The sequence below is a fragment of the Dorea ammoniilytica genome, from assembly GCF_025567415.1.
Classification (GTDB): Bacteria; Bacillota; Clostridia; order Lachnospirales; family Lachnospiraceae; genus Claveliimonas; species Claveliimonas ammoniilytica.
In genome coordinates this window covers 1-13,162 of record NZ_JAOQJV010000018.1, presented here as the reverse complement: position 1 = coordinate 13,162, position 13,162 = coordinate 1, and the positions used below count along the sequence as shown (strand labels likewise).

Here is a 13,162-nt window from a genome sequence, read left to right as displayed (position 1 = left end):
CGAAATCACCTTATAAATTCCTGGTGGAAGTCCAATCGTATCGTCTCCATCGTAAAGATCTCCCTTGTATACATTATCATTTCTCAGAAAGATAATGTCAGCTGGTCATTTCGTCCATACGATCTTCAACATTTTTCTCGTAATATTCCGCTCTGTCATTGATGTCTGTAGTCTCAGACTCAAGCTGCTCTACATCCAGGGTCTGAAACGCCGAATCCGTATCTTGACTACAGCCTGTAATCGCAGATACAACGGTCATAGAAATAATCGCCATGGCAGCTATCTTTTTTAAATTGTTACCCATTCCTTTAAAACTCCTGTACTTTTCAAATCAAAAACTAATTTTTCGTATTCTGTTCTAATTTTAACATATATTAATCAAAAGCGGACATAAATAATCAATTCTAAGTTTGTTTATTCTATACTTGTGGTTATATGATGGTATGAGATCTCTCCTGTTCCGTTATCAACTTTCATAACATTCCGCTCCCTCTACACCGAAGGGTTCTTCAATGCTGTACTCCAGTATCCCCACCTCTTCCATGGTCTTCGTCAGAAAATCAGTGACTCGACTCCCTCTTGTCCCCTTGCGGAGCTAACGTAACGATGCTACAGGATTCACTTTATGTTACAAGAAAACCGAGCTTTCCGCAAGGCTTCTCTGATGATACTGACCTCGCAAAAAGCCCGGAAATACGCCGCTTTTCAGCTTCTATTTATCTTTTCTTGACAGCAAACAGACAGTCTCCACATGCGGTATCATTATTTCAGACCTCAACATCCCGCGAACCCGCATAAACACTTTCTTTTACACCCTTTGTTATTTTGCCATGTTTAATCAATGCTACTGTCTAAATTTGGCGTACAGACCGTTTGACTTGACTGACGTGTGACGGGTGCGCCGATATTTTCTAGCACCATTATAATGCAAAAACAGTGCAAATACTGCTGTCGGATTTGGTAATATATCGATCCGCAGATTTGTTTTGGGCAGTTTTATGAAGGGCGTTAACACCCTCAATGTCCGCTTTTGCAGTTTCAATGTCCACTTTACGTTTCAATAACATTCTAAAACTTCTTCCAACAACGCTCTTTTAAGAATGCGCCAATGACCTCTAGTGGCTCACCTTCATAATATTGCACCAATAACTTCTTAAATTCCGGTACATCCTTTTCCGGTATAACTAAAAATCCCATACCTTGTGCAATCAGATAATGATTGGCAAAAATAACCGATGCTCGCTTATTTCCATCTTTGAACACCTGCGTTTTCATACAGTACATACATAACTCAATCGCTATCTCTATTGGCTCTTTATCCTGACTTCTAATTTCATCTATTCGCTCGACAACCACTGTTTCAATAGGTAATGGTGGTACATAGCTTGTTCCGCCTATCTGCACAGGAATACCACGAATACGACCTCCATCATAAAAGAAACCTTCATTAACCAACTTTGCAATATGACAAAGCATATGATAATTACTTTCACTCTGAATCACATCTTTATCTAAGATAAATTCCCAGGCGTGTTTCAAATTAAGAATCTTCTGCACATCCGTAGCCGATACCCCATGGACTTGTCCATTCTCGATAATATCCTCCGTTTGCGGAAATGTCGTTGCGACACCTTCTAACACTGCCTGATCATAAATGTTCGCTTTCAAATTTGCTCTGGCAAAATCCAAATTTTGTAATACTCTCGCTGAAAGTTCTTTATCTTCGTAACCAAGTGCTGCTAAATCTTTATTGATTTTACGAATGGCTTTATTTAAATCTTTGCGTTCCTTGGCATTACGCAAAAGCAACTGATATAGTTCATCTGAATATACGTCTACATAAGTAGAGGTCAATTTACCTGCTACTCGCTTACGCATATACAAGTATTTTGAACCATTTGATTCCTTAATTTCCGGATTTCCATCATATGGCATCAGATTAAGCCTCGCCTGTATATCCGCTTTTTGCTGTAATAATTCTTGAATTTCTGAATAATTTGCTCCCATTCATTTCACCTCTCTCTTTTTAGGGAACTTTTATGCTATATATTATATTAAAAAGTTCCCTAATTATCAAGAATTATTTAGGGAACTTTTTGGCATATTATTTGTCACAAAAGTTCCCTATTATTAAATTTAGTGCACCAAAAGGATTGCTATACAAATAAACATAACAAAAAATTTAACCTTACCGCATTACTTCTTAATATCTTGTGCTTTTAGTAATCTGATTCCACTCTTGCTAGAGTACTCCCGTACCCTATCTCTAAAATCTAAATTTCGCTCTATATTCCTTCCCATAACAATCGCACGTGGCTTTACTAAAAAATCAAATTTTTTACCATTTTCTCCTTCTTCTAATTCTGAAAAATCAGAAAATAGTCTCCACTCAGCTTCACTACTGTACGGAATTCTCTCTTTCGTCAAACAAGAAAATAAGAATTTCAAATACTCTGGTTCCGAATTATCTTCAAAATTATATTCTTTCGATGTGAACCATATATCCTTTTGTTTCTTTCTATTATCAACATATCTAACAGGGTAGAACTTTAACTCCGAAGGCAATGACAAAAAAATATCATTCAAATTATATACCAAACAAATTCCTTCCGAATCCAGCGCATAGTTCTTCCACATAAACTCATCATATCTTTCACTAAAGCACGCTACAAGTGCTTGGTCTCTTATTTTATTTCTTAAATTTTCAAAACGAGCATTTTTATTTAATTGCTCTATTACGTCATTATAAAACTTATCATCAAAAGCTGTTTCCATCCTATTTAACAACTCAGTTCTTCGTTCAAGCATAAAATATTCGCATAGATCTCGAAGATCAAATAGTATTTCACAATCACCCGAATCCTCATAAACCGACGGTTTACAAAGAAAAATCTGTTCTGCTTCCAGTGTATCAATTTCATAGCCTTTGGGAGGTCTAAACCTAAATAACACTCCTTCATTGGCATTAATATTAATAATCTCTTTAACACATTCAAATGCCTTATCTCTGTCTCTTTCAATAAAACCTGCTTCTAACGCTTTTTCTCTCCTACGCATTTCTCCTCTAGTCAAATCCAACCATCCTTTACTCTAATGCTATGATGATTCGGACACACAATAAGTTGATTACTCGCATCGTTATTAAGGCTCGACACAAAATAATCGATGTGATGTGCTTCAACAATATGCGAACCATATGTGCTATTAGGCAGATATTCATTTCAAGCCACTATATCCCAGCCAGCATTTCTTAATTGCTTATCAATTTTTACACGAGCTTTTTCTTCCGGTAACATAGGCACACTCTTCCTTTCTAATCCATTCTCTCATACCATGTGTCCCAAAATCAGGACTTGACATACTTCCCTGACTTAATTCTTTTATCTGCCGGTTTCACAGCATCCTTTGGAATGGCCCATGTATTACCGAATTTCATAGCCCCATCTATCATTCCTTCGTTACAGATTGTCTGCACTCTTCTCACTGAAAGATTCCACTTTTCTGCTGTTTCTTTAATTGTCATATATTCCATATTTCTTACCTCAATAAAGTTATAAAATACGACATTTTACTCTACCCTTTATTATGAGCGCAGAGACGCCGAAAATCAATCTAAATCTATACATATTTCAGCGTACAGCCCATTACCTCTCCGCGTACAAAATTCCATAAAAATAACCTTTCATCGCACCTGATACCAACTACGCCAAAAGGTCTATTTTTACTACACCCATATTCAATTTTTCAATACAAGCACATATTTTTAAACCTATTTTTGTCGATATGTTTCCTTCAAAATAGGCCACAAACCCGCTTAAAATTGGCATTTCTTCGAGAGTAAGCACACTGTCTCCACATGCACCGTACTCGGGAATAAATCGACGCACGCGATCCTTTCCACTTTATATCCTCTTCCTTGCAGCATCTCAAGATCTCTTGCAAGACTGGTCGGCTTACACGCAATATACACCAGTCTGTCCACGCCGAAATTACAGATTTTCTCCAGTGCCTTCGGATGTACACCGTCACGTGGCGGGTCGAGCATGATCAGATCCGGTACTTCGCCGAGTTCATCGATGACTTTTAATACATCACCAGCCCAGAAAGTACAGTTGTCCAGTCCGTTCAGTGCCGCATTTTCTTTGGCTGCCTCTACTGCTTCTTCTACAATCTCTACACCAACAACTTTCTTTGCGACTGGAGCGAGGATCTGTGCGATGGTTCCGGTTCCGCTGTACAGATCGAATACGACTTTATCTTTGGTGTCTCCGATATATTCTCTTGCTTTTTCGTACAATACTTCTGCTCCCAGCGAATTAGTCTGGAAGAATGAGAACGGTGTAATCTTGAATTTCAGTCCCAGCAGTTCTTCATAGAAATAATTCTGTCCGTAGATAATCTCGGTTCCTTCGTCTTTTACCACATCTGCCAGACTGTCATTAGAGGTATGCAGAATGCCTGCGATACTTCCTTTCAGTTCCAGATTCTGCAGTGCCTCTGCCCATTTCTTCATATCAAATGCATCCGATTCCGTAGTCGTAACCAGATCAACAAGGATCTGTCCGGTCTTTACCGCTTTCCGCACCAACAGATGACGGAAATATCCATCATGACGCATTTTATGATAATACGGAAGTCCGCTCTCTGACGCGTACTCTAATGTGCAAGTAAGGATTTTACGGAAGTCTTCATCCACGATCTGACATTCCGGCACATTGACAATATCATGAAAGCTTCCGCGCTTGTGCATACCGAGTGCTAACGGTCCGTCTTTATATTCATCACCAAATGAGAATTCCATCTTATTGCGATATTCGCTGATTGCAGGGCTTGGACTGACACCTTCCCATACATAATCACCGTTAACAGCCTCATCCATCATGGCTTTAACCTGTTCCTCCTTCATACGAAGCTGACACTCATATGGCAATGTCTGATACGTACAGCCTCCGCATGCTCCAAAATGCGGACATGGTGATGTCACTTCGTCCGCTGACGGCTCCAGCACTTCCAGGAGTCTTCCTTCTGCTTTGCCTTTACGCATCTTATTAATCGATGCCTTCACCTTCTGTCCCGGTATGGCATTTTTTACGATCAGAGTCTTTTCCTCTCCCTCGACTTTCACAATTCCTTTATTCGGGAAATCTACCTTCGTTACAATTCCTTCTACGATCTGTCCTTTTTTCATCTTCTATCCTATCCATTTCTTCTATCTTAATTATCGTTCAGACTTAATCATTGTTCAGAGCCACTTCCAAAATGCTTCGCATTTCGTCAGTGTGCGTATCCGCCACATAGAATCTCAGTTCAGGGTGTTGTTCGTGTAAACACGACACCGCCCTGATTTGGAATCCTGCGTGGCTCTGAACGATACAAAAAGGCACTTCTATTGAAGTGCCCTTTGCATCTGAACTGTCTAACTATACCTGATCCTCTTCGTTGAAAAAGTCATCATCGAAATCGTCTTCGAAGTCTTCTTCAAAATCTTCCAGATAATCCGGTGTCAGGAAACAGTATACTGCATATGCGATACCTGCTACTGCTGCAACTGCTCCGACAATAGCCAGAATCATAAGAATGATCTTACAATTCTTCTCGTCTTCCTCTTTCTTGTGGATCAGTTCATTTAATTTGGAAGTAGCCAGAACTTCCTCAAGCTTGTTCATGTTCATATTCATGCTCCCGCTCCTTTCCGCTTACCATGTATTGATGATGCCGGGATTCAAAGCCCGGCTATGATGTGTTTATTATAACACCTAAGCCTGCCGATTACTACTTTTTTTAACAAAATATACCCGCATTTCTTAACGGATTTCTTAATCAATTTTCTGCAGTCTCGCAAATGTTGCAAACATCTTTTTCTGACCTGCCTGATCAAACTGTACAGTCACTTCGTAATCTCTTCCGCCCTCTGTGATTGCGGTCACAAGTCCATCTCCAAACTTCATGTGACGGACTCTGTCGCCCACGTCATAGCCAGGTCCTTTGCCGTCTGCGACCTTGAACTGCTGAATCGGTTTTGCCTGAAATGCTTTCGTATGGAAGCTTTTCTTTGCCTGCTGATATGCTGTCTGTACCGGTGGTTCCGGTTTCTCATTCTTAAATGCATCTCCATCGGATAATAGCTCAACCGGAATCTCTTTTAAGAATCTGGACATCTTATTATACTGCATTTCACCACGAATCATACGTCTTCTTGCGTAGGTCAGTGTCAGTTCCTGCTCTGCTCTTGTGATTCCCACGTAGCAAAGTCTCCGTTCCTCCTCGATCTCGCTCTTATCGTCCGAAGTGATGCACATATAACTTGGAAATACGCCATCTTCCATACCTGCCAGATACACCTGTGGGAATTCCAGTCCTTTTGCACTGTGAAGTGTCATCAATACCACGTAATCGCTGTCTTCTTCCAGGCTGTCGATATCGGCTACCAGCGCCACTTCCTCCAGAAATCCGCTCAACGTTGCCGTTTCTCCCTGGTCTTCGCAGACCTCTTCGTATGCAATAATCTTATTCTTCAACTCATCGATATTTTCAATACGCGCTTCTGCTTCAATCTCGCCTTCACCCTTCAGTTCTTCCAGATAACCTGTTTCTTCCAGAATCTCATCGACTAATTCAGATATCTTAATCCGTTCTGCATCCATTTTGAAATGCTCAATGAGTGCTACAAAGGATTCCATTTTGGATGCGCCCCTGCCGATATTCGGGATAAATTCTACTCCCATCAATGCTTCATAGAATCCCAGTTCCCGGGCAAGTGCATACTCCTGCACACGATTCACACTGGTTAGTCCGATACCGCGTTTCGGCACATTGATAATACGGCGGACTGCAATATCGTCTTTGGCATTATCGATTGTCTTCAGATATGCCAGTATATCCTTGATCTCCTTACGGGCATAGAAATTGATACCGCCCACGATCTTATATGGAATATTCGCTGTGACAAATTTCTCCTCGAACAGACGGGACTGTGCATTGGTTCGGTAAAGGATCGCAAAATCATTATAATTTGCCCCATTGCCACGGGTCTTTCTGCGGATATCATCTACAATAAACTCTGCCTCATCATAGGCAGAATCAAACTGGCGGAACTGGATCTTATCGCCCTCGTCATTATCCGTCCACAGCGTCTTATCCTTTCTGCCGCGGTTATTGCGGATCACAGCATTGGCCGCATTCAGGATCGTACCTGTAGAACGGTAATTCTGTTCCAGTTTGATCACTTTTGCATCTGAAAATACCTGCTCAAAATCCAGAATATTACGAATATTAGCGCCACGGAATTTGTAAATGGACTGGTCATCATCACCAACCACACACAAATTACGATACTTCGCTGCCAAAATGCTTATAAACTGAAACTGTACCGTATTAGTATCCTGATACTCATCCACCATGATATAACGGAATCTTTCCTGATAATACTCCAGCACATCCGGCTGTGTTTGAAACAGCTGTACCGCTTTCAGCAGCAGATCATCAAAGTCCAATGCATTGTTGGCACGCATCTGTTTCTCGTATTCTTCATATACCGTTGCGATCTTCTGCCGTCCGAAGTCACCCTCTGCTTTCAGACGGTACTCCTCCGGCGTGATCATTTCATTCTTTGCTGAAGATATGGCTGATAAGAGATTACGTTCTTTAAATACCTTCGTATCAATCTGCAGATATTTGCAGATATCCTTCATCAGTGTCTTCTGATCATCCGTATCGTATATAGTAAAGCTGTTGTCATAGCCAAGTCTGTCTATGTATCTTCTCAGAATCCGCACGCAGGTTGAATGAAATGTACTTACCCAGATGCTTTCTGCGCCAAATCCTACAATCTTATCCACACGTTCCCGCATTTCACCCGCAGCTTTGTTAGTAAATGTGATTGCCAGTATATTCCATGGGTTTACGCCCTTTTCCTCGATCAGATATGCAATCCTGTGGGTAAGCACTCTGGTTTTTCCTGATCCTGCACCTGCCAGAATCAGGAGCGGTCCTTCTGTATGCTGCACCGCCTCGCACTGAGGCGGATTCAGTGTCTCCAAATCTATCATGTTATTCCTCGCAATTTCTCTTTATTCTACAATCCAGCAATGAATATCGGATGCACCGGCATATTGTTCCAGATATTTTTTACCATATTCCATTGCTTTTTCCAAATCCTGACTATCAGAAAATGAATAGATCAGTGTCAATACTTCCGTTGCATCTTCTGTAATCATCGCACGCTCTGAATCACTGGTGGAACTTCCAATTGCTCCCTCCGCATCTGCAAGAACCGGCAGACAGTCAATCTTAATCTCTTCTTTTCCGATTCCTTTATATGTCTCTCCATCTCTTCCAATACGAAATATCAGCTGATCCGCAATCTTGCTGCAGTCATAGGAGCCAACAGAGAAGCCAGATTCTATAGAGATCAGATTATTCACATCCACAACTGTATTCACCTCATACAGACCTTTACCCTGCCCAATTCGCCGGATCAGTGCCTCAGAGGATACTCTGTAACGGCTCGGATCTTTGCCAAATGCCTTGTATGCAAGACGTGATTCCTTAATATTCGGTATATCATTCACACCATAATCAAAGATAGCGTCTCTGGTCTTTTTAAAAACATCTTTCTTCAGATATGACCACATATCTTCATTTTTCTTTTCCACTTTCACCTGGTACTGTAAACATCCAACCCTGGTCTGCGGCCATTTTTCTTTCATGCCAGGATCTATCCTAAGACTCTTCATTATATATTCCTCCAACCGAATACTCACTGACTCATTCTCATTGAATGCATCGTTGCTGTGCTTTAACAGTATACCTCAGTTTAACTTTCCATTCAACCGGAAAAGCACCCGGAGCCTGAGCCCCGAGTGCCATTCATGAATGTCCTTATTCTTTTAATTCCGGCTGATTTTATGCGGAAATGCTGTTTCCGGTATACAACTGATAATATCTTCCTTTTTCCTCGATCAGCTGGTCATGCGTACCACGTTCAATGATCCGTCCCTGCTCCAGTACCATGATACAGTCGGAATTGCGTACAGTAGACAGTCTGTGTGCAATGACAAATGTTGTCCGTCCGTGCATCAGGCGATCCATACCTTCCTGTACGATTCGCTCTGTTCTGGTATCAATGGAACTTGTCGCCTCATCCAGAATCAGTACCGGCGGATCTGCGACTGCTGCCCTCGCGATCGCAAGAAGCTGTCTCTGTCCCTGGCTTAAGTTCGCTCCGTCTCCGGTCAGAACTGTGTTATAACCTTCCGGCAGTCTGCGGATAAATCCGTCTGCATTGGCAAGTTTTGCTGCCGCAACAACCTCATCGTCCGTTGCATCCAGGCGGCCAAACCGTATGTTGTCCATAACCGTTCCGGTGAATAAATGGGTATCCTGCAGTACAATACCAAGTGATTTTCTCAGATCAGATTTCTTGATCTTATTAATATTGATGCCATCGTAACGGATCTTACCATCCTGAATATCATAAAAACGGTTAATCAGATTGGTGATCGTCGTCTTACCGGCTCCTGTTGATCCTACAAACGCAATCTTCTGACCCGGTTCCGCAAACAACTTGATATTATGCAGTACGATCTTATCATCCGTATAGCCGAAATCCACATCGTTAAATACCACATTGCCCTGAACTTCTACATAATCGGTTGTTCCATCTGCCTGATGAGTATGTTTCCATGCCCAATGTCCGGTACGTTCGTCTGTCGGTACTAATTTTCCATTCTCTTCTTTTGCATTTACCAGTGTCACATAACCGTTATCTACCTCTGGCTCTTCATCCAGCAGATTGAAGATACGCTCTGCTCCTGCAAGCGCCATAACGATCGCATTTAACTGCATACTGATCTGGTTGATCGGCATACTGAAACTCTTGTTGAATGTCAGGAAACTTGCCAGACCGCCAAGTGTCAGTCCGCCGATTCCATTTAACGCCAGCACACCTCCTACGATAGCACACACCACGTAGCTGACATTGCCAAGCTGTGCATTGATCGGCCCCAGAATATTGGAAAATGTATTCGCACGGTCTGCACTGACATACAGTTCATTATTCAGTTCCCGGAACTTTTCTTTGCTTTCTTCCTCATGGCAGAATACTTTTACCACCTTCTGGCCGTTCATCATTTCCTCGATATAACCATTTACCGCACCAAGATTCTTCTGCTGTCTGGCAAAATATTTACCACTCTGTCCGGTCGCTTTCTTGGTAAAGAACAGCATAATGCCGACCATGATAAGTGTAACTGCTGACAGTGGAATGCTCAGGATCAGCATACTGATAAAGGTACTGATAATGGTAATTCCGCTGTTCAGAAACTGTGGAATACTCTGGCTGATCATCTGACGCAGCGTATCGATATCGTTCGTATATACAGACATGATATCACCATGCGCATGCGTGTCAAAATACTTGATCGGCAGTTTTTCCATATGGCTGAACAGGTCTTTTCTCATATTATGAAGAGTTCCCTGTGTAATGTATACCATGATCAGATTGTAAATGTATACAGATACTACACCCACTGCATAAAACACTGCCACCTGGCCAATTGCTTTTGCAAGCGGTGCAAAGTTCGGATGGTCAGTCAGCAGAAATGGCGTAATGTAATCGTCGATCAGCTTCTGCATAAATAAAGTTCCCTGTACATTTGCGAGCACGCTCACAAAAATAAGGATCACAACCAGAAAGAACTGGTATTTATAATTCTGGAATACATAGGACATAATCCGCTTAAAAATCTTGCCCGGATTCTTGACATTGGACTTCATGCCCCGCATCTGTCTTGCATTCTGTGCCATCTTACTCACCTGCCTTTTCATCAAAATCTCCGCCGCCCTGTGTCTGCGACTCGTAAATTTCGCGATAGATCTCATTCGTCTCCACCAGTTCCTCATGAGAAGCAAATCCATCTATACATCCTTCATTTAACACGATGATACGGTCTGCATCCTGAAGACTGGAAATACGCTGGGAAATGATGATCTTCGTCGTATTCGGGATCTCTTCACGGAATGCCCGGCGGATGTTTGCATCTGTTGCCGTATCTACTGCACTGGTACTGTCATCCAGGATCAGAATCTTCGGTTTCTTAAGCAGTGCTCTCGCAATACACAGACGCTGTTTCTGACCACCGGATACGTTACTTCCGCCCTGCTCTATGTAGGTGTTATATCCATCCGGAAAACGCTGGATAAATTCGTCTGCGCAGGCTAACTTACATGCACGGATGCATTCTTCCTCGCTGGCATCCTTGTCACCCCAGCGCAGGTTCTCAAGGATTGTTCCTGAGAACAGCACATTGTTCTGAAGTACCACGGATACCTGATTACGCAGGACTTCCATATCATAATCCTTTACGTTGTGACCGCCTACGATCAATTCACCGTTCGTCACATCGTAGAGACGGCTGATCAGATTGACCAGACTGGTCTTGGCACTTCCGGTCGCTCCCAGAATACCGATAGTCTCACCGGACTTGATCGACAGATTAATGTTTTTCAATACCGGAGTCTCACTGTCTTTGAAATATGCAAAATCCACATGTTTAAATTCAATTGCACCATTCGGCACTTCCATGACCGGATGCTCCGGATTCTCTAATGTACTGGTCTCATTTAATACTTCTGCCACTCGGCGTACACTTGCCACACTCATGGAAAGCATGACAAATACCATCGACAGCATCATCAGACTCATCAGAATATTCATGCAGTATGCTAACAGACTCATCAGTTCGCCTGTGGTCAGCGAATTCGACACAATCATCTTAGCGCCCAGCCAACTGATCAGCAGAATACAGGTATATACAGTCGTCTGCATCAGCGGTGCATTAAGGATTACATTCTTCTCTGCACGGACAAAAATCTTATAGATATTCTCACTTGCTTTCTGGAACTTTGTAGTCTCTTCACCTTCTCTTACATATGCCTTAACCACCCGAATTCCGGATACATTTTCCTGAACCGATGCATTTAACTCATCGTATTTCGGAAATGCCATCTGAAAATATTTGGTCGCATGACGGATCAGACAGAATAAGATCACGCCAAGGATAATGACCGCACAAAGGTAAATGCTTGCAAGTCTTCTATTGATTAAAAATGCCATCGTCATGGCGCAGATAATGCTTGCCGGTGCACGCATGGACATACGCAGCGACATCTGGTATGCGTTCTGAATATTGGTAACATCTGTCGTCAGACGAGTCACCAGACCTGCTGTGCTGAAACGGTCAATATTCGCAAATGAAAATGTCTGAATGTTATTAAACATCGCCTCCCGCAAGTTTCTGGCAAGTCCCGCACTGGCCTTCGCACCGTAACGTCCGCCCGCCATACCGGCAAGCAGTCCCAACAGTGCTGCCACGATCATCAGACTGCCTACTTTGTATATATGATGGATATTTCCCGCATTCACTCCCTGATCAATGATTGATGCCATCAGAAACGGAATGATCATTTCCATCAATACTTCCAGGATCATATAGATTGGCGTTGCAATCGATGCCCGTTTAAATTCTTTCACTTCTTTCAAAATTGTCCGAAGCATATTCTTCCTCCTCTCCACCTGCCTGTATTCGTATCAGATTCTTCTTGATTTTCGTCATGATTCGATACAGACTGTCCAGTTCTTCTTCTGTAATATCTATCACCTGTTCTTTTTCCAACATTGAAATCAGGTATTCCATCTTCAAATGATTCTCCTCACCTTTTGCTGTCAGACTGACACATTTCAGTCTGGCATCTCCCGGCACGGATCTGCGCTCTACATATCCCTTCTTCTCCATCAGCTGTATAATATTGGTTACTGTAGATCTTCGGATATCAAATGTATGCTCAATATCCTTCTGGCAGATTACCTGCTCTCTGTTCTCATACAGATATCGCATGACCCAGCCATGCATCAGTGTTACTTCATCCAGACCTTCCGCACGCACACGAGAACTCAAGTTACGGAACATCAGACGATCTATCTGATGAATCATCGGTCCCAGCGGAACATCTCTGGTAATTTCTTCAAATTTTCCACGTTCACAATTGTGCATAACACCACCCCTTCTCTATAATGGTCTCATAAATTAAGACACTTTTTCGGACAGTTTTTAATGAATCTGATATACTTAAACCAGTATGAAAGAAAGGATCCATTATCATG

11 protein-coding genes are annotated in these 13,162 nt (G+C 42.1%); all 11 read right to left on the bottom strand.

Annotated elements, in window-relative coordinates; genetic code table 11:
- Nucleotides 1-97: 97 nt before the first annotated feature.
- The 11 genes from OCV65_RS11215 to OCV65_RS11165 all read right to left on the bottom strand — a co-directional run bounded on the left by OCV65_RS11215 (nt 98) and on the right by OCV65_RS11165 (nt 13,052).
- Entirely contained in the window at nt 98-304 is a 207-nt protein-coding gene (locus OCV65_RS11215; protein WP_262582135.1) for a hypothetical protein, read from the bottom strand.
- A gap of 764 nt (nt 305-1,068) precedes the next feature.
- Nucleotides 1,069-2,007, bottom strand: coding sequence for a DUF6788 family protein (locus tag OCV65_RS11210; protein WP_262582134.1), 939 nt, complete (start codon nt 2,005-2,007; stop codon nt 1,069-1,071).
- A gap of 189 nt (nt 2,008-2,196) precedes the next feature.
- A complete protein-coding gene (locus tag OCV65_RS11205; RefSeq protein WP_262582133.1) occupies nt 2,197-3,072 on the bottom strand; it encodes a DUF2971 domain-containing protein in 876 nt (291 codons plus the stop codon).
- Nucleotides 3,073-3,346: 274 nt separating this feature from the next.
- Nucleotides 3,347-3,532 (bottom strand): helix-turn-helix domain-containing protein, encoded by a 186-nt coding sequence (locus tag OCV65_RS11200; RefSeq protein ID WP_262582132.1) that lies wholly within the window; start codon nt 3,530-3,532, stop codon nt 3,347-3,349.
- Nucleotides 3,533-3,814: 282 nt separating this feature from the next.
- A complete protein-coding gene (gene rlmD / locus OCV65_RS11195; protein ID WP_262582131.1) occupies nt 3,815-5,188 on the bottom strand; it encodes a 23S rRNA (uracil(1939)-C(5))-methyltransferase RlmD in 1,374 nt (457 codons plus the stop codon).
- Between the two features lie 232 nt (nt 5,189-5,420).
- The gene (locus OCV65_RS11190; protein WP_262582175.1) at nt 5,421-5,666 is read right to left on the bottom strand and encodes a DUF4366 domain-containing protein; all 246 of its coding nucleotides are present in this window, start codon (nt 5,664-5,666) and stop codon (nt 5,421-5,423) included.
- 150 nt (nt 5,667-5,816) lie between these two features.
- On the bottom strand, nt 5,817-8,048 hold the full coding sequence (gene pcrA, locus OCV65_RS11185; RefSeq protein ID WP_262582130.1) for a DNA helicase PcrA: 2,232 nt from the start codon (nt 8,046-8,048) through the stop codon (nt 5,817-5,819).
- Between the two features lie 21 nt (nt 8,049-8,069).
- Nucleotides 8,070-8,735: a B3/B4 domain-containing protein gene (locus OCV65_RS11180; protein ID WP_262582129.1), complete on the bottom strand. Its 666-nt coding sequence runs from the start codon at nt 8,733-8,735 to the stop codon at nt 8,070-8,072.
- Between the two features lie 169 nt (nt 8,736-8,904).
- Nucleotides 8,905-10,806, bottom strand: coding sequence for an ABC transporter ATP-binding protein (locus OCV65_RS11175; protein ID WP_262582128.1), 1,902 nt, complete (start codon nt 10,804-10,806; stop codon nt 8,905-8,907).
- A gap of 1 nt (nt 10,807) precedes the next feature.
- On the bottom strand, nt 10,808-12,556 hold the full coding sequence (locus OCV65_RS11170) for an ABC transporter ATP-binding protein (protein WP_262582127.1): 1,749 nt from the start codon (nt 12,554-12,556) through the stop codon (nt 10,808-10,810).
- Complete coding sequence (locus tag OCV65_RS11165; protein ID WP_262582126.1) at nt 12,519-13,052, bottom strand: MarR family winged helix-turn-helix transcriptional regulator; 534 nt, start codon at nt 13,050-13,052, stop codon at nt 12,519-12,521. The genes OCV65_RS11170 and OCV65_RS11165 overlap by 38 nt, the downstream gene beginning before the upstream one ends.
- Nucleotides 13,053-13,162 lie beyond the last annotated feature (110 nt).